This window comes from Lysobacter avium (assembly GCF_015209745.1).
GTDB lineage: Bacteria > Pseudomonadota > Gammaproteobacteria > Xanthomonadales > Xanthomonadaceae > Novilysobacter > Novilysobacter avium.
This window is the reverse complement of record NZ_CP063657.1, coordinates 2,274,936-2,294,959: the sequence shown is the minus strand read 5'-3', so window position 1 is coordinate 2,294,959 and position 20,024 is coordinate 2,274,936. Positions and strand designations below refer to the sequence as shown.

Here is a 20,024-nt window from a genome sequence, read left to right as displayed (position 1 = left end):
GTGACACACCAATGCGCTGTTTCTTTGAATCAACCCGATGAACCGTAGCAACTCCCATGGCAACGCCGCGTCACGACCGCGCAGCCCCGACGGTGCCGGGCTGGATGCCGCGCGTCGCAACATCGACGACGCGCTGACGCGTGATCGCGGGCGCTTGCATGGCCTGTGGTCGCGCTGGCGCAATGCGCCGGCCGATGCGGCGCTGCAGGCGCGTTTTGAGGATGCGCTGAAGGACTCGATCACCCGCCGCGAGGCGCGGGCCGCAACCCTGCCGCGCGCACCGGTCGACCCGTCTCTGCCGATTGCCAGCCAGGCGGAGCGCATCGTCGAGCTGATCGGCAGGCACCAGGTGATCGTGGTCGCCGGCGAGACGGGCTCGGGCAAGACCACCCAGTTGCCCAAGCTGTGTCTGGCGGCAGGGCGCGGGGCGGCGGGCATGATCGGCTGCACCCAGCCGCGACGGATTGCCGCGCGCGCGGTGGCCAAGCGCGTCGCCGAAGAACTCAACACGCCACTGGGCACCACCGTCGGCTTCCAGGTCCGCTTCAGCGAGAACGTCGGCGACGACACCGCGATCAAGTTCATGACCGACGGCATCCTGCTGGCGGAGATCCAGTCGGATCGCTGGCTGTCGCGCTACGACACGATCCTGATCGACGAGGCGCATGAGCGCAGCCTCAACATCGACTTCCTGCTGGGGTATCTCAAGCAGCTGCTGCGCAAGCGGCCGGACCTGAAGGTCATCGTGACCTCGGCGACGATCGACACCGCGCGGTTCTCGGCGCATTTCGACAACGCGCCGGTGGTCGATGTCGAAGGGCGCGGGTATCCGGTGTCGGTGCGTTACCGGCCGCTGGAAGGCGGCGGCGAGACCGATGATGGCGCCGCGGCGCGCGACGGCGAACGCACGATCAATGACGGAATCGTCGCCGCCTGCGATGAGATCAGCCGCGAGGATCCGCGTGGCGACGTGCTGGTGTTCCTGCCCGGCGAGCGCGAGATCCGTGACGCCCACCGGGCGCTGGAGGCGCGAAAGTATCGGCACACCGAGGTGCTGCCGCTGTACGCGCGCCTTTCGGTGCGCGACCAGGACCGGGTGTTCAAGCCCGGGACCCAGCGCCGCATCGTGCTGGCCACCAACGTCGCCGAGACCTCGCTGACGGTGCCGCGGATCGGCTACGTGGTCGATCCGGGGCTGGCAAGGGTCAAGCGCTACAGCCCGCGCAGCAAACTGGACCGGCTGCACATCGAGCCCATCAGCCAGGCCAGCGCCAACCAGCGCAAGGGTCGTTGCGGGCGGGTGTCAGACGGCATCTGCTACCGGCTCTACAGCGAGGCGGACTTCGAGTCGCGCCCGCAATACACCGACCCGGAGATCCACCGCGCGGCGCTGGCCGGCGTGATCCTGCGCATGCTGTCGCTGGGCCTGGGCGACATCGAGCAGTTCCCGTTCCTGGAACCCCCCGATACCCGCGCGATTGCCGACGGCTGGCAGCAACTGGCCGAACTGGGCGCGGTCGATGAGAAGCGCAAGCTGACCGCGGTCGGCCGGCTGATGGCGCGGATGCCGGTGGACGTGAAGCTGGCGCGGATGCTGGTGGCCGCCAACGCCCACGGCTGCATGCGCGAGATGCTCGCGATTGCCTCCTTCCTGGGCATCCAGGACCCGCGCGAGCGCCCGGCCGACCAGCGCGCTGCGGCGGACAACGCCCATGCGCTGTTCGCCGATCCGGCGTCCGAGTTCGCCGGCATCCTCAAGCTCTGGGACGCCTACCAGGACGCGCATGAGGCGTCCACCCAGTCGCAGCTCCGACGCTGGTGCGAGAAGCACTTCCTCGGCTTCCTGCGCATGCGCGAGTGGCGCGAACTGCACCGCCAGCTGAAGTTGATGGCGGTCGAACTGGGCTGGGATCCGGGCGCGTCCGCGGTCGCCGCCGGTGGCACCGGACGCAAGGACAAGACCGCGGTGCCAGCGTCCACTCCGGCGCCACGCGCGAGGCGGCGTCGCCGCGGCGGTCGCCCGCCGCTTGACCCGCCGGCCACGGCAGGGGACGGCCAGGTGGCGCCGACAACTGAGGGTGAAGAGGAACGCCTTGGCCGCGGCGCCTACGCGCTCTTGCACCGAGCCCTCATCGCCGGCCTGCCAACCCAGATCGGTCACCGCATTAAACCGGCCGACGCGCCACAGCCCGCGGCGACGACCAAGCCGGGCGAGCGCAAGGTCGTTGATCGCAAGCCCGGTGGTTACGAAGGCCCGCGCGGTCGCCGCTTCCAGCTGTTTCCCGGATCGGCGCTGGCGCGGCGACCGCCGCCGTGGGTGTTGTCGGCGACGCTGCTGGATACCGCCCAGCTGTGGGCGATGACCAACGCCGCGATCGAGCCGGACTGGGTCATCGACGAATTGCAGCACCTGCTTGCGCGCCGCCATCACGATCCGCGCTGGGCGCGCTCGCAGGGCAAGGTGCTGGGCAGCGAGCAGGTCAGCCTGTTCGGCCTGGTGCTCGCACCCAAGCGGCCGGTGCACTACGGCGCGCTGTATCCGGAGGAGAGCCGGGTGATCTTCGCCCGCGACGCCCTGGTGACCGGCGAGATCAACACCCGCAGCGTGTTCCTGCAGCGCAACCTGGCGACCCTGGAGAAGGCGCTGGAGGAGGAAGCCAAGCAGCGTCGCGCCGGGCTGGTGGTCGATGAGACGTGGATGGCCGAGTGGTACCTGCAGCGCCTGCCCGCCGATGTCCACAACGCGCAGGCACTGGATGCCTGGTACGCCCGCCTGCCCGCCCTGCAGAAAGCCGCGCTGGAGTGGACGCTGGATGACCTGATGGTCGGCGACAGCACCGACGTTCGCCGCTTCCCATCATCGATCGCGCTGGGCAGCGTGCAATTGGCGGTCAGCTACCGCTTCGAGCCGGGGGCGCTCGACGACGGCATGACCGTGTCGGTGCCGCTGCACCTGCTCAATGCACTCGATCCGGTGCGCTTGGGATGGCTGGTGCCGGGGCTGGTGGAAGACAAGGCCACCGCGCTGATCCGGGGCCTGCCCAAGGCGCAGCGGCGCAACTACGTGCCCGCGCCGGATTTTGCGCGGGCCTTCCACGAGGCGTTCCCCGACCCACAGGATGCGCCGATGCCGGAGGTGCTCGCGCGCTTCCTTGGCAAGGTCACCGGCAGCACGCTGGAGGCCGGAGAACTCGACGAGTCGGCGCTTGAGCCGCACCTGCGCGTCAACCTGCGCCTTTTGGACGCTGCGGACGAGCGACAGCGCGGTGCCGACGTCGTACTGGCCGAGTCGCGCGACCTGCACGAGCTTCGTGCGCGCTTCGGCGAGCGCGCGGCCAGGGCCTTTGCCGCACGCGCGGCCAAAGGCATGGGCCAGCGCGGTCTGGTGCGCTTCCCCGATGAACCTATTCCCGCCACCGTTCCGGGAGTCGCCGGGATGCCGGCGTTCCCGGCGCTGCACGATGACGGCGACAGTGTCTCCCTGCAGGTCCACGCGGACCGCGAGAAGGCCGAGCGTGCGCATCCAGGCGGCGTCCGCAGGCTCCTGTGGCTGACCCTGGGTGATGCGCGCAAACAGGCGCGCAAGCAACTGCCGGTCTCGGCCAAGGTGGGACTTCTGTACGCAGCGATCGAGGCCGCCGCCCCGCGCACGCAGGCGCCGCCGGAAGGCGACCGTCTGCGCGCGGATCTCGTCGATGGCGCGTTTGCCGCCCTGGTGGCCAACGACGTCGCCGGCATCCGCGATCCGGCGGCATTCGAGGCACGTCGTGCCGAGGTCGCCAAGGCCCTGTTCGGCGAGGCCATGGCGCGCCTGCAGCAGGCCGAGGAGATCCTGACCGCGGTCTCGCACGCCCGCGCCAGCCTGGAGTCGCCTCTGATGGGGTGGGCCAGCGGCAATCTCGACGACATGCGCGCGCAACTGGCCGCGCTGACGCCGGCGGGTTTCCTGCGCGACGTGCCGGCCGACGTGCTCAAGGAGTACCCGCGCTACCTCAAGGCGCTGGCCTTGCGCGGCGAGCGCGCGCTGCGCGATCCCACCCGCGACCAGGCACGAATGCTGGAGCTGACGCCGTTCAGCGATGCGCTGGCGGAGGCTGCCGCGCGGGGTGACCTGGAGCAATCCGGATGGCAGGCGCTGCGCTGGCAGCTGGAGGAGTTGCGGGTGTCGCTGTTCGCCCAGGAACTGGGCACACGCGGCGTCTCGGCCAAGAAACTGGCCGCGCAGCTGGCCCGGCTGCGCGGGTGAGGCTTACTCGACGCGCTCGACCTTGGCCCGGCTGCCGTAGCCTTCGACCTGCATATACCAGGCGGTACCGACCAAGCTCGGGGTGATCCGGATCTGCGGGTTCTCGAGCTTCACGCCGTACAGGGTCGAATCGTCGGTCTGGCGCCAGACCTGGCCATTGTCGAGGGCGAAGCTGCGACCCTTGCCGAATCCGTTGAACACGCCCTGCAGCCGCGCCGTCACCGGCTCGCGCGCGGCGCTGCCGCCAAATCCGAGGTTCCAGCGGTTGACCTTCTCCTCGGCGGCTTTGGCGGCCTTGGTCACCTCGATGTCCATGGTGCGATTCAGCCAGTCGTTGAGGTTGGCCAGTTGCGCGGCGTCCAGCCGGTCCAGGCCGGCCGCGCGGAACTGCTCGGTCGTCATCTGCTGCTCGATGCGCGCCGGTTCCTGCGCCATGGCGGCAGAGGCCATAAGCATCGCGGTGGCAAAAACGAGTGGAACCAGGCGTGGGGCGCGAAGGATGGCGTACATGGGCTGTTCCTGCAGACGGTTGGTCGATAGTGTAGTCAGTCCTCCAGGTCGATACGAAGCACTGCAATGAAGCCGCCCGCGCGCCCATCCCCGGCCACCGCCGGTCTGACGGCAGCCATCGGGCCGCCGGTCGATGCGTTGCGCGCGCTGCTCGACGTGGCTCCGGCGGATGCCATTGCCGCGCCGTTGCTGGAGCGCCTGCGGCACGCAGCGGATACATCGCCGAACGTCGCCGATGAGCCGCGCGACCCGGCGGACGTCGTCCGCGGGATGTTGCGCGCGTTGCAGCGTCTGGACGCCGACAGCGACAGCCTCGCCGCCGCGATCCTGCACACCTACCCGCAGTTGCTGGCCGCGCTGGGGCCGAAGTTCGAGGCGGAACACCCGTCCATCGCGACCCTGCTGGACGGCCAGCGCGCCTCCGCCCAGGTGTGGGTCCTGCACGCCGAGCAGCAGGGGCGCAGCGGCAGCGAGGGACTGCGCCGGTTGCTCCTCGCCATCGTCCGTGACATGCGGGTGGTGCCGATCCTGCTGGCACGCCAGCTGGCGCGGATGCAGCAGGCCGCCAGCCTGCCGGAGGAGCGACGCCTCGCGCTGGCGACCCTGGCCCGCGACATCCACGCACCACTGGCCAACCGGCTGGGCATCTGGCAGCTGAAGTGGGAGCTGGAGGACCTCGCCTTCCGCTACCTGCATCCCGATACCTACCGCCAGATCGCCCGCCTGCTGGACGAGAAGCGCGGCGACCGCGAGCGCTACATCGAGCAGGTCCAGCAGACCCTGCGCGAGGCGCTGGACGCGCAGGGTCTTGCGGCCGACATCGCCGGCCGGCCCAAGCACATCTACAGCATCTGGAAGAAGATGCAGCGCAAACAGGCGCCGATCAGCGAACTCTACGACCTGCGCGCGGTGCGCATCCTGGTGGACGACGTCGCCGCCTGCTACGCCGCGCTGGGGGTCGTGCACGCCACATGGACTCCGATCCCCAGCGAGTTCGACGACTACATCGCCCGGCCCAAGCGCAACGATTACCGTTCCCTGCATACGGCCGTGATCGGGCCGGAAGGCAAGACCCTGGAAGTGCAGATCCGCACCGTGGAGATGCATCGCCAGGCGGAACTCGGCGTCGCCGCGCATTGGCGCTACAAGGAAGGCTCCGGCGGAGATGCGGCGTTTGACCGCAAGATCGCCTGGATGCGCAAGCTGCTGGAGCAGGCCGATGAAGGCGGCGCCGACGATGCGGCGCTGGCGCGCGAGCTGGATACCGAACTGGTTGAGGACCGCGTCTACGTGCTGACGCCCAAGGGCGAGGTGATCGACCTGCCGGCCGGCTCCACCCCGCTGGATTTCGCCTACCGGGTGCATACCGAGGTCGGTCATCGCTGCCGTGGCGCCAAGGTGGACGGGCGGATCGTTCCGCTGGACCACCGACTGCACAGCGGGGACCGGGTCGAGATCATGACCGCCAAAACCGGTGAGCCGCGGCGCGACTGGCTCATCGAATCCAACGGTTTCCTCGCCAGCAGCCGCTCACGGGAGAAGGTCCGCAACTGGTTCCACCGCCTGGACCGGGAGCGCAACGAAACCGCCGGCAGGGAGTTGCTGGACAAGGAACTGCGCCGGATGGGCCTGCTGGGTACAGACCTCGCGCCGGCGCGCGAGCGTTTCAGCCTGGCCAGCGACAGCGAGCTGTACGTCCTGGTGGCACTCGGCGACGTCGGGCCGCATCAGGTCGGCCGCTTGCTGCAGGATCATCAGCGCGCGCAGAGCGCTCCCGCGGTGACCGCAACCGCGCCCGCGCCGGAGCGCGCGCGGCGGCGATCGGCCGGAAAGCAGCGCGACTTCACGGTGCAGGGCCTGGGCAACCTGCTGGTGCAGCCCGCACGCTGCTGCCAGCCCCTGCCCGGGGAGCCGATCGCCGGTTACCTGACCCGGGGGCGCGGGGTGACGGTCCACCGGCAAGGCTGCGCGACACTGCAACGCCTGGCCGACAAGGATCCCGACCGGGTGCTCACGGTGGAGTGGGGTGCCAGCGGCGGCTACGAGGTCGACATCGAAGTGCTGGCGGTGGACCGCAAGTGGCTGCTGAAGGAGGTGACCAACGTCATCGCCCAGGCCAACGTCAACATGGGCGGCATCCGCAGCGATTCGCAGCACAACCGGATGCGCATCCGCATGCGCGTCAAGGTCGAGGATTTCGACCAGCTGACGCAGCTGCTGGGCAAGCTGGGCGCCGTGCCGGGAGTGGAGCATGCGCGCCGCTGCTGACCCGCGCGACCGTGGCGCGCGGCGCTGGGGCTCGCTGGCGCTGAGCGCTCTCCTCGCCGCGGCTTTGTTGTGGTGGCACAAGCCGATCTCGGAGGCGATCTGGCCCGATACCCGCATCCAGCAACTGCAATCCGATGCCGCGCGCGCGTTGCAGGCCGGCGAGCTGAGCCGGCCCGACGGCCGCGGCGCACGCGAGCTCTACGAGGCCGCGCTGGCGCTGGATCCGGATCGGGGCGACACCCGCGAGGGATTGCTGCAGGTCGGCGAGGCGGCGCTGGCACGTGCAAACGCCCAGATCGATCTCGGCCAGCTGAAGCAGGCGCGCGCGTCCCTGCAACTGGCACGCGAAATGGCGATGCCGCGGGCGGCGATGGACGAAGTCGCCGCCCGGCTTGAGCGCATCGGCGACAGCGCGGGCGACATCGAGCAACTCATTCGCAGCGCCGACGCAGCGCGCGCCGCGGGCCGGCTCGATGGCGACGATGACGCGGCGCTGCCGCTTTACCAGCAGGCGCTCGCTCTGCGGCCCAACGACATCGGTGCCCTGGAAGGGCGCGAGGACGCGCTGTCGGACCTGCTGCAGAGGGCCAGCCAGGCGGGCGAGACCGGCGACCTTCTCGCTGCCGCGACCATGGTGGAGCGCGCAAGCGAGCTGGATCCCGGCCATATCGACCTGCCGCGGGTGGTCTCGCTGCTGGCCAGCCGGGCCGAGCAACGCCTGCAGAAAGCTGATGCGGACCTGAGGCGGGGACGCCTGCAGCGTGCGCTGGAGGGCTACGACATGATTGCGAGGATCCAGCCCGGCAATGAGGCCGCCGCGCGCGGTCGATTGCGGGTCGCCAATGCGCATGCGGCGCTGAGCCAGCGCCACGCCGCGGATTTCCGGATCCGCGAGGCGCAGCAGGAGCTCGGCGCCGCTGCGGCCATTGCGCCGGACGCCCCGGCAGTGATTGAGGCCAACGAGCATCTGGCGCAAACCCGTTTGCTGCAGGCACGGCTGCAAAGTGACCTTCCGCCGGCACAACAAAAAAAGCGCGTGCGCGAACTGCTCGAGGCCGCCGCGGCTGCCGAGGCGCGCGGCGACCTGCTGTCGCCGCCCGGCGACAGCGCCTACGACAAGCTGCGCACAGCCCGCGCGATCGCAGCCGATGATCCGGACGTGATCGCGATGACGCGACGCCTGCGCCCCGCGGCGCACGCGTGCTTCGTGACGGCTCTGCGGCGCAACCAACTGGCCACCGCAGGCGGATGCCTGGATGCCTACGCCGTGCTGGAAGGTGAGGAGAACAGCGTGCACGCGTCCCGTCGCCAGCTGGCGCTGCGCTGGATCGCGGTGGGCGACGAACGCGTGGGCGCCGGCGACCTTCAGATGGCCCGGCGCGCGCTGGGCATGGCCCGTTCGCTGGATCCTTCCGCCGACGGGCTGGATGCTTTCTCGCGTCGTCTGGAGCGCGCGTCGGTGCCGCCCCGCGGGGAATGACAGGGCCCGAATGCGCCGCGTCACCCTCGCCCGAGCAATACCTTGCGTACGACCCCACGTCCGGCATCCAGCGAAAAGTGGCGTTGGATATTTTCCCGCCCGTTGCGGGCCAGTTGCTGCCACAGCTCAGGCTCCCTGTAGACACGTAGCACCGCGGCAGCGAACCCGGCGGCGTCATCGGCAACCAGCACGTCAACGCCCGGCCTAAGGTGCATGCCCTCGATCGCACAGGCGGTCGCCACCACCGGCTGGCCGTGGGCCATGGGCTGGTTCACCTTGCCCTTGACGCCGGCGCCGTAGCGCAGCGGCGCCACGGTCAGTCGCGCCCCGGCCAGCAGCGGCGTCAGGTCGGGGACGTGGCCGTGCACGATCACCCCCGGCCGCGTCGACAAGGCCTGCACCTCCGGCGGCACATCGCCGCCGATGCAGTGGAACTGCAGTTCCGGCTCCTGCTGGCGCAGCAACGGCCACACCTCGTCGACGAACCAGCACGCCGCATCGACGTTGGGCGGATGGCGGAACCCGCCGACGAACATCAGGTCGCGGCGCTGCTCAAACGGCAGGCCTTCGCCGCCCATCCGGTGCAGGTTGGACAGCACTTCCACCCGGCTGTCGGGCAGCTCGTTGGCCAACAGGTCCCGCTCCACCTCGCTGACCACGAAGGTGGCATCGCTGCGGGCGATCACGTCCAGCTCGCTGCGCCGGGTGCGCAACGCGGCGCGGGCGCGCGCCGGATCGTTGGCCAGTTCGGCGCCACGCTGCTCGCGCAGGTAGTGCAGATCCACCGTGTCCAAAATCACCCGCGCCTGCGGCGCGTGCCGGCGCAGGAGCGGCAGCACCTCACGCATCACGTAATGACGGCAAACCAGCACGCTGTCGAAGCGTGGGCCGTGCTTGCGCAGCCAGATGGGCAGTGGCTGCGCGAAGGGGGCGTACCAGACTTCAATGCCCAGCTGCTGCATCTCCCGCGTGTAGTCCCCCGCGTGGCCACGGTCGGCGGGGAGGAACACGACATGCGCGCCTTCCTCGCGCAGCATCAGCATCAGGTTGAACAGACGTAGTGAACCCGAGTCGCGATCGGGCTGGGGAGTCAAGGCATCAATGATCAAAAGGGTGCTGTTGCCACGATGGGTCGCAGCACGATCCGCATCAGTGCCCGACGCAGGCTGCAACGCCAACGCCGCCCGCCACTTTTCCGCAAACGTCGCTTGGTTGCGCACCTGGTAGGCCTTCGGGCCATGGCGTACATCGGTACCGCCGCTGACGCCCTCCAGATGGACAACCCGCGACGCCGGCTGGTAGCGGGCTTTCAGGCCCGCATCGCGCACGGCAAACGCCAGGTCGGTGTCTTCGAAGTAGGCGGGCGCGTAGCGCGGGTCGAACCCCCCCAACTTCGCGAACAGTGATCGACGGATGGCGATGGCCGCGCCGGAGCAATAGTCTGCTTCCCGCACAAAGGCATGCCGCGGCGCGTCAGGCGCCTCAAAGCGCCCGTAGTTCCAGCCGCTGCCATCGGCGAAGACGATTCCGCCAGCTTCCTGAAGACGACCATCGGGATAGACCAGTTGCGCGCCGGCAAGGCCCGTATCGGGGAACTGCTCGAAGGTGCCCAGCAGGCTGTCCAGCCAGCCGGGCTGCGGCACGGTGTCGTTGTTGAGAAATACGAGGAACTCGCCCTGGGCCAATGACGCACCGTCATTGCAGGCCGCGATGAATCCCTGGTTGTCCGCACGCCGGTGGTAGCGCAGTCCCTCGATGACCGGCAAAACCGTGCCGCTGTCATCGCTGCTGCCGTCGTCGACAACGATGATCTCTATTTCCATGCTTGGCGGATATGCGGCCAGCGCACGCAGGCACCCCAGGGTGTGCTCGAGCTGGTTGAAGACCGGGACGATGACGCTCGCAAAAGGGCGCGCGCTCGCGGGGACGCGAGCAGGTGCGGCGAGGGATTGCTCGGGCAGATACAACGCGGCCCGCTGCGCCTTCGGAACCGGCTGGAGCTGGGTGATCGCCCGGCTCACCGACGCCCGCAGGCCGCGCGTGCGCAGGCTGGTCAGGCCGCGCTGGAGCAGGCCGCTGCCACGGTTGAACAGGAACCGCAGTTCGGCCCGCGATATCGGCATCTTGCAACTCCGTTGGTGAGGGACATCCGTGCGGCCATCGTCCGGTCGGGCGCTGAACCTGCAACGAATCGGCCGGCGCGGACCCACAGGGCCGTCCGCTCCGGCTGCGTTAGACTCGGGTCTGTGAGGGCGCAGCCCTGTCATTGTCCCATGCCGTGGCCCGAATCGATTACGACGAAGACGACGTTGAACAGGGCGATTCGCCCGGGCCGCGCTGGCCGCGCCTGCTGTCCACGGCGATCCTGGCCGTCATCGGGTTGGGCCTGGGCTTCCTGATTCCCTACTCGCTCTACCTCAACCACGAGGTCGGGCAGCGCTTTGATCAGTTGCGCTGGCAATTGCCCACCCGCGTGTACGGCCGTCCACTGGAGCTGGCCCCGGGCGTGGCGATGGATGCCGGCACGCTGGAAGTCGAGCTTCGCGCCGCGGGCTACCACGCCGGCGATGGTGTGCGTCCAGGCACGTACCTCCACGACGACGCGAACTGGAAAATCTCGAGTCGTGGCTTCAATGACGTCGACGGGGCGGTTGCCCCCCGGATGGCGCAGCTCACCCTGGGCCGCGGCCGGGTAGCGAAGCTCGAGGCGACCGGCGGCAAGAATGCGCCGCCCCGGCTGCGACTCGATCCCGCCCGCATCGCCACCTTGTACGGGCAGAAACAGGAAGAGCGCCGCCTGGTCCAGCTGGACGAGGTGCCCGAGTTGCTGGTCACGGGCCTGCAGGCCGTGGAGGACCGCGACTTCGCCAGCCACCACGGCATCGACCTGTCGGGCATCGTGCGCGCTGCGTGGATCAACATGCGCTCCGGTGAAGCGCGCCAGGGCGCCAGCACGCTTACCCAGCAGTTGGCGAGGAGCGGCCTGCTGGGCATCGGCCGCGAACAGACCTACACCCGCAAGTTCAACGAGATCATCTACGCGCTGCTGATGGAGGCGCGCTACGACAAGCGGCTGATCCTGGAGGCCTACTTCAACCAGGTCTACATGGGTCAGCGCGGGGCCCAGGCCATCCACGGCATGGCCGCGGCATCCGAGTTCTGGTTCGGGCGGGACCTGGCCGACCTCAGCACCGAGCAGATCGCATTGCTGATCGGCATCGTGCGCGGCCCGTCCTACTACGACCCGCGACGCAACCCGGAGCGGGCGACGCAGCGGCGCAATTTCGTCCTCGACAGGATGCTTGAGTCCACTCTGATCGATGCCGCCGAACACGCGCGCGCACAAGAGGCACCGCTGGGAATCAGCACCGATCCGGGACGCACCTCGGCCAACCGTTTCCCGGCGTATGTCGACCTGGTCAGGCGCCAACTCGCCCGCGACTATTCCTCCGAAGCCCTCGCCGGCGCCGGGCTGAGCGTGATGACCGCCATGGCGCCATCGGCGCAGGCCTACGCCGAAGGCGCGGTGATCAAGACGCTGAAAGGGCTGGAGGGGAAGAACCGGCCGGCGTTGCAGGCCGGTGTGGTGGTCACGGACGTCGAGCACGGCGACGTGCTGGCGGTGGTCGGCAGCGGCACCCCCGCGCAGCCGGGCTTCAACCGCGCCGTCGAGGCGCAGCGGCCGGTTGGCTCGCTGCTCAAGCCCTTTGTCTACCTGCTGGCGCTGGCCAGTCCACAGCAATGGTCGCTGGCCAGCTGGGTGGATGACTCACCGGTCACCGTGATCCTTGGCAACGGCAAGCGCTGGACGCCGGGCAACTCGGATGGCCGCAGTCACGGCACGGTTCGCCTGATCGATGCGCTCGCGCGTTCCTACAACCAGGCGACCGTCCGCGTGGGCATGCAGGTCGCGCCGGCACGCATCGCCGAGCTGGTGCACACGCTTGCCGGCATCACCGCAGAGCCGAATCCGGCGTTGATCCTGGGATCGCTCGACCAGAGCCCCTACGCGATGGCGCAGCTTTACCAGTTCCTCGCGTCCGGGGGCGAGATCCAGCCGCTGCACTCGGTGCGCGGCGTGCTCGACACCGAGGGCAAGGCGCTCAACCGTTATGACGATCGTCCCGACGCGGCGCAGGAAGGGGACATGGTATTCGCGCGTCTGGTCACCATCGCACTGCAACGGGCGGTCACCGCCGGCACCGGCCGGCAGCTGGTGGCGGACGGCCTTGGCCACCTGAACGCCGCGGGCAAGACCGGCACCAGTAACGACGGTCGGGACAGCTGGTTTGCGGGATACACCGGCGACCACCTCGCCGTGGTCTGGGTCGGTAACGACCAGAACGAGGCCACCGGGTTGTTCGGCGCCACCGGCGGCATGCGGGTGTGGTCCAACCTGTTCAAGCTGCTGCCCAGCGCGCCGCTCAAAGTGGGCGATGAAGGGATCGACTGGCAGTGGGTCAGCGGAAGCAATGTGAGTGATGCCAGCTGCCCGGGTGCGAGCCGTTTCGCCTTCGCCAACGGTTATGCGCCGGCCTACATGCCCTGCCGGCCCGCGCTGCCTGAAATGCCGGCCGAAGCCGCACCCTCCGCCGGGGAATCCGGCAGCCGCGGAGGCTGGCGGGAGTGGTTCGGCTTTGGCAGTGGCCGTCGCAACGACTCGCAAGACACCGGTACCGAACCGCAGGATTCGCCATGAGCCGTTCCGGATCCGGCGCCGCGTTGGCGCTCCTGCTGCTGTCGGCCTGCGCCTCGGCGCCGCCTGCGCCAAGGCCGGTCGCCGCCACTTTCGATCCGGCGGCGATGATCGCAGCCATCGACCAGGCGGGCGTTGCGGACAGCCGCGAACTGGTGGTGCGCCCGCTCACCGATGGGCGTATGGATGGCCTCAAGCAGGAACTGGGCGATCTGCGTGCACCCGACCGTCTGGCGATAACGGGGCAGCAACTGGAGCTGGCGCTGGAAGCCCAGCCCGACGATGCCGAACTGCTCCAGGCCCGGGCCGAGAACGCGATCCTGCAGCGTGACCTGGCCACCGCGGAACACATGGCGCGCCGCGCGGCGGCCGTCGGCGCCCAGGCAGGACCGCATTGCCGGCGTCATTGGGAGACCGTGGTCCAGGTCCTGCTCGCGCGCGCGTCGGACGGCGACGCCCTGGCCGAGGCTGAGGCCAGCCGCGACGCGTGCACCGTTGCCGCACCGCCACGGTACTGAGATGAGCGCCGCCTCCAGCCGCCTCGGTCAGGCCGCACGCGCCGCGCTCAGCGAGGGCGGCGACCTGGCTGGCAACATCCCCGCGTTTGCTCCGCGCGAGGCGCAGCAGGACCTCGCCGCCGCGATTGCGCACGCGTTCGATACCCGCGGCGTCCTGTTGGCGGAGGCCGGCACCGGCACCGGCAAGACCTTCGCCTATCTGGTGCCGGCGATCCTGTCGGGGCAGAAGACCATCGTCTCCACGGGCACGCGCGCCCTGCAGGACCAGCTCTACCACCGCGACCTGCCCCGGGTGCGCGAGGCGCTGGGCATCGGCCTGAAGACGGCCCTGCTGAAAGGGCGCTCGAACTACCTGTGCCACTACCGCCTGGAACAGGCCAAGGGCGAGGGCCGGTTCGCGAACCGGGAGACGGCCGCGCAGTTCCAGCGCATCGTCGCGTGGGCCGGGCGAACCCGGATGGGCGATCTGGCCGAGCTGGAGACCCTGCCCGATGACTCGCCGCTGCTGCCGCAGGTCACCTCGACCGCGGACAACTGCCTGGGCAGCGAGTGCCCGTTTTTCTCCGAGTGCTTTGTCGTCCAGGCGCGTCAGCGCGCCCAGGCGGCGGATCTGGTGGTCGTCAATCACCACTTGCTGCTCGCCGACTTGGCTTTGAAACAGGAAGGTTTCGGCGAGATCCTGCCCGGTGCGCAGGCCTTCGTGGTCGACGAGGCCCACCAGTTGCCCGAGCTGGCCGCGCAGTTTTTCGGCGATGCGCTCAGCGCCCGGCCGCTGGTCGAGCTGGCCCGCGACGCGCTGGCCGAATGCAGGCAGGTTCCTGCTGCGCTGGCGGTGTTGCAGGAGCCGGCGCGCGCGTTGGAACAGGCCGTGCGCGGACTGCGTGCCGCCATGGATGATCTGCCGGTGCGCGGTACCCGCCTGCGTGCCGCCGAAGACCCCGTCGCCGAGGCCGGGCTGGATGCGTTGCTGGAGGCGCTGCGTGCCCTGCACGCTGCGCTGCTGCCCTTGCGCGAAGCTGCCCCGGGCTTGGACAGCTGCACGGCGCGCGCCCGCGAGTTCGAGATGCGCCTGATGCGCTGGCGCGGCGGGGCCGATGCGGCCGCGGACGCCCACGCGGTGCCGGATGCCGACTTCGACCCCTTCGAGGAAACGGTTCCACCGCTTCCCGCCAATGAAGGCGACGACGCCATCGCTCCCGCCGATCCCGATGACCGCGCACCGCTGAACGCCGATGATGCGCCCAGCGTGCTGTGGTATGAGCTGACCGCGCGCGGCTTCCGCCTCAGCCGCACCCCGCTGGACGTGGCCGGCCCCTTGGCGCAGCACCGCGCGCGCTCGCATGCGGCCTGGGTTTTTACCTCCGCGACACTGGCCATCGGCGGACGCTTCGAGCACTACGCGATCAAGCTCGGCCTGCGCGAACCGGCCACGCTGCTTGCCCCCAGCCCCTTCGACTGGGCGCAACAGGCGCTGTGCTACCTGCCGCCCGGCCTGCCCGAGCCGTCGGCCCGGCACTACACCGAATCACTCGTGTCCGCGATCCGGCCCGTGCTGGAAGCCTCCGGTGGCCGGGCGTTCGTGCTGTTCGCCTCGCACCGCGCGTTGCGCGAAGTGGCCGACCTGCTGCGAAACGGGCCATGGCCGTTGTTCGTCCAGGGCGAAGCGCCGCGCTCCACCTTGCTGGAGCGCTTCCGCGCTTCGGGTAATGGCGTGTTGCTGGGTGCGGCCAGCTTCCGCGAGGGCGTGGATGTCGCCGGCGATACGCTCAGCGTGGTGGTCATTGACAAGCTGCCCTTCGGCGCGCCGGACGATCCGGTGTTCGAGGCCCGGCTGGAGGCGATCCGGCGCGCCGGCGGCAATCCGTTCCGCGACGAGCAGCTGCCGCAGGCGGTGATCGCACTCAAGCAGGGCGCCGGGCGCCTGATCCGCAGCGAGACCGATCGCGGCGTGCTCGTGCTGTGTGATCCGCGGCTGGTGGCCAAAAGCTACGGCAAGGTGTTTCTCGATTCCCTGCCGCCCTTGCCACGCACGCGGCAGATTGCGGACGTGCAGTCTTTCTTCCATGACAGTCAGCCAGGCGAAACGGCGTCCGCGCCGGCCGCGGCGCAGGAGACGGGGATGCTGCTGTGAAACTGCTGGCGTTTGAGCTGGCCACTGAGGCGTGCTCGGTCGCGCTGTGGGTCGACGGCGAGGTGCTTGAGCGTTTCGAGATCGCCCCGCGTCGCCATGCCGAGCTCGCGCTGCCGTGGGCGGATGCGGTGCTCGCGGAGGCGGGTATCGCCCGCGCGCAACTGGACGCTATTGCGGTCGGGCGGGGCCCGGGCGCCTTTACCGGCGTGCGGCTGGCGATCGCGATCGGGCAGGGCATCGCCCTGGCGCTGGACCGTCCGATACTGCCCGTATCGACGCTTGCCGCCCTCGCCGTGGGCGCGGTCCGCGCTGACCACCATCCCGACCAACCAAGGGCAGACCAAGTAGAGGAGGGTGTCGCCCATCGCGTGCTGGCGTCGATTGATGCGCGCATGGGCGAGGTTTACGTGGGGGCGTTTCGCGTGCACGACGGCGACGCGGTCCTGATCGGCAGCGAGGCCGTGCTGGCCCCCGATGCGGTTACGCTGCCCGATGGCGACGCCGGCTGGCTGGGTGCCGGTACCGGCTTCGTCGCCGCCGAGGGCGCGCTGCGCACGCGCCTGTCGGCACAGCTGGCGGCGGTCGATGCGGACTCACTCCCGCGCGCCGGCGATGTCGCACGGCTGGCGGCAAGAATGTGGCTGCGCGGTGAGGCGCTCGCGCCCGAGCGGGTCGAGCCGGCGTACCTGCGCAACCAGGTAGCACTGACGATCAGCGAGCAGAAAGCGCTGCGCGCGGAAAAACACCGAGGCTGAGCGCAGGCGTCACCGATCCACCAGCTCGCCGCCGGCAAGGAAGGCCCAGGTCCGCGTGACATGCAGGATGTCCGGGTTGTCGTCGGTCTGCGGCAGCGGCGGATAAGGCTCGGCGAGCCGGGCAATCCGCAACGCCGAGGCATCCAGTAGCGGAATCCCGCTGCTCAGCACGATCTGGGAGTTCTCCACGCTGCCGTCGCGACGGATCGCAATGCTGATCACCACCTGGCCCGCCAGGCGCCGCCGCCGCGCTTCATCGGGGTAGTTGAGGTTGCCAACCCGCTCGACGCGGTCGACCCACTCGCGCAGGTAACCCGCCCACGCATATTCGGTGGTGCTGGCGGACACGAACTTGCGTTTGGGGCGCTTGGCATAGCGTTCCGATCGCAGGTGGATCTCGGCGGCCAGCCTCGCCATCGCCATGTCGCGGTCGATTTTTTCCTGGCCAGGCGGCAGCGTGCGCTCGGCCGGCTCCGGGGTCTCCTGCGCGCTGGCGACCGTGTCCTCGCCGCGGGCGCTGGCGATGATCCGCGCCTGCGGCGGTGGCTGCTGCGTGGGCGACTGCGCGCGAAGCTCCCGCGGCGCCTGGCCGTCGGCGTCCTGCGGCAATGGCCCCGACTGGTTGTCGCGCGGGCGCACCGCGCGCTCGCTTTCCCCGCCGCCCTCGTTGTTGGCCTGGGCGAGAAAGTCGGCCTGCTTGGGGGTCAGCGCACTGGTGGTGCGGGTAAGGATCACGTCGAGAGTGGGCACGACCGGCGCGGCCAGTTCCATGCTGAAACCCACACCCAGCAGAAGCACCGCGTGCAAAAGCAGCGACAGCACCATCGTCGCGCCCAGTCGTTGGCGCTCAACCGTGCCGGTCATCGATGCCGCCACCACGCTCATGCCGTGGCAGCAACCCGCGCTTCGATCGCGTCAAACAGGCCGGAGGAAATGTTCAGGCCGAACTGGGCATCGAGCTCGCGGATGCAGGTCGGACTGGTCACGTTGACCTCGGTGAGGTAGTCGCCGATCACGTCCAGGCCGACGAACAGCATGCCGCGCCGCTTCATTTCCGGCGCCACCTGGGCGGCGATCCAGCGGTCGCGATCGCTCAACGGACGCCCCTCGCCACGACCGCCCGCAGCGAGGTTACCGCGGAACTCGTCGCCCTGCGGTATGCGCGCCAGGGTGTAGTCCACCACCTGGCCGTCGACCAGCAGGATGCGTTTGTCGCCCTCGCTGATCTCCGGCAGGTAACGCTGCGCCATCGCCAGGCTGCCTTCGCCAACCAGCGTTTCCAGGATGACATTGGTATTCGAATCGCCGTGGGCCACGCGGAAGATCGAGCGGCCGCCCATTCCGTCCAGCGGCTTGAGCACCGCTTCTCCGTGTTCGGCGACGAAGGCCTTCAGCACCGCCGGATCGCGGCTGACCACCGTCGGCGGGCAGCAGTGCGGGAACAGCAGCGCAGCCAGCTTCTCGTTGTAGTCGCGCAGCCCCTGCGGATCGTTGACCACCATCGCGCCGGCAAGCTGGGCGAGGCTGAGGATCTGGGTGTCGTGGATGTAGTCGTTGTCCACCGGCGGATCGCGACGCATGAGCACGACGTGGCCTGGACCCAGATCGAACTGTGACGCGGAGCCCAGATCGAACCATCCGTCCGGATCGTCACGAACGGTCAATGGCGCCATCGTCGCGATCGCGTTTCCGTCGCGCAGTCCGAGTCCTCCAGGCATCACGTACCAGAGCCTGTGCGAGCGCCGTTGCGCCTCCAGCAGCATCGCGAACGTGGAGTCCTTGGCTATCGTGATGGATTCGATCGGATCCATCACGACGACGATATCAAGCGGCATGGCAGGTGGCCTTGGCAGGGGTCGCGTGGATGGTAGCAGGCAGCCATCCGGGCAATCCCGCAGCGGCGCGCATTCAGCATCGAGGCAGCGCGCAAACGCGCTTGACACCTTGCGCCCGGCTTGGAATAAAGGGACCCTAGCTGGCGCGTCGGGGAATTCGCGCAAGCGCTTCGCAATACTGGGGAACAGGGAACATGCAAGACGAGGTCCGCAGCGGCAGCCTCGATGGGCTGCGAGTCATGGTGATCGACGACTCAAAGACCATCCGCCGCACCGCTGAAACATTGCTCAAGCGCGAAGGCTGCGAAGTAGTGACCGCCACCGATGGTTTCGAGGCACTGGCCAAGATCGCCGACCAGAAGCCGCAGATCATCTTTGTCGACATCATGATGCCGCGGCTGGATGGCTATCAGACCTGTGCATTGATCAAGAACAACCAGGTTTTCAAGAACACACCCGTGATCATGCTGTCATCCAAGGACGGCCTGTTCGACAAGGCCCGTGGCCGCATCGTCGGCTCCGAGCAGTACCTGACCAAACCATTCACGCGCGGGGAACTCCTCGACGCCATACGAACACACGTCAACGCCTGACCGGGGGGTAGGGCATATATGGCACGCATTCTGCTGATCGAGGATTCGCCGACGGATACGGCGGTCCTCACCCAATTGCTGGAGCGCAACGGACACGAAGTACTGGTGTCGGGGAATGCGGAGGACGGCATCGAGATGTGCCGCCGCGAGCAGCCCGACCTGGTGCTGATGGACGTGATCCTGCCCGGCATGAACGGCTTCCAGGCGACCCGCGCACTGTCGCGTGACGAGAAGACCAGCACCATTCCCGTGCTGATCGTCAGCACCAAGGGCATGGAGACCGACAAGGCCTGGGGCCTTCGCCAGGGCGCGCGCGATTACATCGTCAAGCCGCCGCGCGAAGACGAACTGGTCGCGCGCATCAACGAGTTGCTCGGCCCGTGAGTCGAGCCGGCATCGAGCGGATCGACCCGTTCGCGATCCTCCACGACTACGAGCGTCGCAGCCTGGACCACGTGGCCGGCCTGCCCGAGCAGCTGGACGCGCCGGGGATGTGGCGGGGCGTGGGCTATCGCGTGGGTTCGCGCCGGCTGGCGTCGAGCTTTGACGAAGTGCTCGAAATCCTGCCCTTGCCGCAGGCCACGCCCGTGCCCGGCGCCCAGCCCTGGTTGCTGGGCCTGGCCAATGTGCGCGGAAACCTGTTGCCGGTGGTTGACCTCAAGTACTTCCTGGAGGGCGAGCGGACGGTCCTCCACGAAGGCCAGCGCATGTTGCTGGTCCGCCAGCCCGGTGGCGACGTGGCCGTCCTGATCGACGAACTGTTCGGTCAGCGCAGTTTCAACGAGTCACAGCTCGACGCCGAGGCCGTCCTCGCGACGGGTCTTGGCGAGGGCCGCTACTCCTACTTCATCGACCGGGCCTACCGTCTGGGCGAGCACACCTGGGGCGTTTTCAGCCTGGACCGGCTGGCACGTACCCCCGAGTTCCGACACGCAGCGCTCGATACCCCACGGGTCGAGCAGCCCGCTACCGAAAACCACGCCAGCACCGAA

Annotated in this window: 13 protein-coding genes and 1 pseudogene; 10 read left to right on the top strand and 4 right to left on the bottom strand. The window is 69.1% G+C overall.

Annotation, left to right across the window (positions count from 1 at the left end; genetic code table 11):
- The first annotated feature begins 37 nt into the window (after nucleotides 1–37).
- Nucleotides 38–4,246 carry an ATP-dependent RNA helicase HrpA gene (gene hrpA, locus INQ42_RS10355; protein WP_194034194.1) on the top strand — a complete coding sequence of 1,403 codons (4,209 nt, stop codon included), beginning with the start codon at nucleotides 38–40 and terminating at the stop codon, nucleotides 4,244–4,246.
- Nucleotides 4,247–4,249: 3 nt separating this feature from the next.
- On the opposite strand, the gene INQ42_RS10350 is transcribed toward hrpA, so the two are convergent.
- Nucleotides 4,250–4,756: a hypothetical protein gene (locus tag INQ42_RS10350; RefSeq protein ID WP_194034193.1), complete on the bottom strand. Its 507-nt coding sequence runs from the start codon at nucleotides 4,754–4,756 to the stop codon at nucleotides 4,250–4,252.
- A 66-nt stretch (nucleotides 4,757–4,822) separates the two neighbouring features.
- Between INQ42_RS10350 and INQ42_RS10345 the strand changes: the two genes are divergently transcribed.
- Both INQ42_RS10345 and INQ42_RS10340 read left to right on the top strand, forming a co-directional pair.
- On the top strand, nucleotides 4,823–7,024 hold the full coding sequence (locus INQ42_RS10345; protein ID WP_194034192.1) for a RelA/SpoT family protein: 2,202 nt from the start codon (nucleotides 4,823–4,825) through the stop codon (nucleotides 7,022–7,024).
- The gene (locus INQ42_RS10340; protein WP_194034191.1) at nucleotides 7,008–8,504 is read left to right on the top strand and encodes a tetratricopeptide repeat protein; all 1,497 of its coding nucleotides are present in this window, start codon (nucleotides 7,008–7,010) and stop codon (nucleotides 8,502–8,504) included. Before INQ42_RS10345 ends, INQ42_RS10340 begins: the two co-directional genes overlap by 17 nt.
- A gap of 20 nt (nucleotides 8,505–8,524) precedes the next feature.
- Here the strand turns inward: INQ42_RS10340 and INQ42_RS10335 are convergent, their stop codons facing one another.
- Nucleotides 8,525–10,627, bottom strand: coding sequence for a glycosyltransferase (locus INQ42_RS10335; RefSeq protein ID WP_194034190.1), 2,103 nt, complete (start codon nucleotides 10,625–10,627; stop codon nucleotides 8,525–8,527).
- Nucleotides 10,628–10,782: 155 nt separating this feature from the next.
- On the opposite strand from INQ42_RS10335, the gene mrcB reads away from it, so the two are divergent.
- From mrcB to tsaB, 4 genes are read left to right on the top strand one after another with little or no spacing between them, the layout of a single operon-like run.
- Nucleotides 10,783–13,203, top strand: a complete 2,421-nt coding sequence (gene mrcB, locus INQ42_RS10330; RefSeq protein WP_194034189.1) for a penicillin-binding protein 1B — start codon at nucleotides 10,783–10,785, stop codon at nucleotides 13,201–13,203.
- Nucleotides 13,200–13,718 (top strand): hypothetical protein, encoded by a 519-nt coding sequence (locus INQ42_RS10325; protein ID WP_194034188.1) that lies wholly within the window; start codon nucleotides 13,200–13,202, stop codon nucleotides 13,716–13,718. Before mrcB ends, INQ42_RS10325 begins: the two co-directional genes overlap by 4 nt.
- A gap of 1 nt (nucleotide 13,719) precedes the next feature.
- Entirely contained in the window at nucleotides 13,720–15,849 is a 2,130-nt protein-coding gene (locus tag INQ42_RS10320; protein ID WP_194034187.1) for an ATP-dependent DNA helicase, read from the top strand.
- The gene (gene tsaB / locus INQ42_RS10315; protein WP_194034186.1) at nucleotides 15,846–16,604 is read left to right on the top strand and encodes a tRNA (adenosine(37)-N6)-threonylcarbamoyltransferase complex dimerization subunit type 1 TsaB; all 759 of its coding nucleotides are present in this window, start codon (nucleotides 15,846–15,848) and stop codon (nucleotides 16,602–16,604) included. The genes INQ42_RS10320 and tsaB overlap by 4 nt, the downstream gene beginning before the upstream one ends.
- Before the next feature lie 9 nt (nucleotides 16,605–16,613).
- Here tsaB and INQ42_RS10310 read toward each other — a convergent pair whose 3' ends face one another.
- Together INQ42_RS10310 and gshB are read right to left on the bottom strand one after the other, a co-directional pair.
- Nucleotides 16,614–17,489: an energy transducer TonB gene (locus INQ42_RS10310; RefSeq protein WP_194034185.1), complete on the bottom strand. Its 876-nt coding sequence runs from the start codon at nucleotides 17,487–17,489 to the stop codon at nucleotides 16,614–16,616.
- Nucleotides 17,486–18,439: a glutathione synthase gene (gene gshB, locus INQ42_RS10305; protein WP_194034184.1), complete on the bottom strand. Its 954-nt coding sequence runs from the start codon at nucleotides 18,437–18,439 to the stop codon at nucleotides 17,486–17,488. The genes INQ42_RS10310 and gshB overlap by 4 nt, the downstream gene beginning before the upstream one ends.
- Nucleotides 18,440–18,633: 194 nt before the next feature.
- Between gshB and pilG the strand changes: the two genes are divergently transcribed.
- The 3 genes and pseudogenes from pilG to INQ42_RS10290 form a co-directional block, all read left to right on the top strand.
- Nucleotides 18,634–19,032: a twitching motility response regulator PilG gene (gene pilG, locus INQ42_RS10300; RefSeq protein WP_194034183.1), complete on the top strand. Its 399-nt coding sequence runs from the start codon at nucleotides 18,634–18,636 to the stop codon at nucleotides 19,030–19,032.
- 18 nt (nucleotides 19,033–19,050) lie between these two features.
- Nucleotides 19,051–19,416 carry a response regulator gene (locus tag INQ42_RS10295; protein ID WP_194034182.1) on the top strand — a complete coding sequence of 122 codons (366 nt, stop codon included), beginning with the start codon at nucleotides 19,051–19,053 and terminating at the stop codon, nucleotides 19,414–19,416.
- A gap of 20 nt (nucleotides 19,417–19,436) precedes the next feature.
- Nucleotides 19,437–19,970 (top strand): annotated as a pseudogene (locus INQ42_RS10290) (chemotaxis protein CheW); the annotation flags it as partial.
- Nucleotides 19,971–20,024: the final 54 nt, after the last annotated feature.

Excerpts from the sequence above, each read along its gene's own strand:
- INQ42_RS10310 (WP_194034185.1), bottom strand. The coding sequence starts at position 17,489 with ATGAGCGTGGTGGCGGCATCGATGACCGGCACGGTTGAGCGCCAACGA.
- pilG (WP_194034183.1), top strand. The coding sequence starts at position 18,634 with ATGCAAGACGAGGTCCGCAGCGGCAGCCTCGATGGGCTGCGAGTCATG.
- INQ42_RS10325 (WP_194034188.1), top strand. The coding sequence starts at position 13,200 with ATGAGCCGTTCCGGATCCGGCGCCGCGTTGGCGCTCCTGCTGCTGTCG.
- INQ42_RS10295 (WP_194034182.1), top strand. The coding sequence starts at position 19,051 with ATGGCACGCATTCTGCTGATCGAGGATTCGCCGACGGATACGGCGGTC.
- INQ42_RS10345 (WP_194034192.1), top strand. The coding sequence starts at position 4,823 with ATGAAGCCGCCCGCGCGCCCATCCCCGGCCACCGCCGGTCTGACGGCA.
- gshB (WP_194034184.1), bottom strand. The coding sequence starts at position 18,439 with ATGCCGCTTGATATCGTCGTCGTGATGGATCCGATCGAATCCATCACG.
- INQ42_RS10350 (WP_194034193.1), bottom strand. The coding sequence starts at position 4,756 with ATGTACGCCATCCTTCGCGCCCCACGCCTGGTTCCACTCGTTTTTGCC.
- hrpA (WP_194034194.1), top strand. The coding sequence starts at position 38 with ATGAACCGTAGCAACTCCCATGGCAACGCCGCGTCACGACCGCGCAGC.
- INQ42_RS10320 (WP_194034187.1), top strand. The coding sequence starts at position 13,720 with ATGAGCGCCGCCTCCAGCCGCCTCGGTCAGGCCGCACGCGCCGCGCTC.
- INQ42_RS10335 (WP_194034190.1), bottom strand. The coding sequence starts at position 10,627 with ATGCCGATATCGCGGGCCGAACTGCGGTTCCTGTTCAACCGTGGCAGC.
- INQ42_RS10340 (WP_194034191.1), top strand. The coding sequence starts at position 7,008 with ATGCGCGCCGCTGCTGACCCGCGCGACCGTGGCGCGCGGCGCTGGGGC.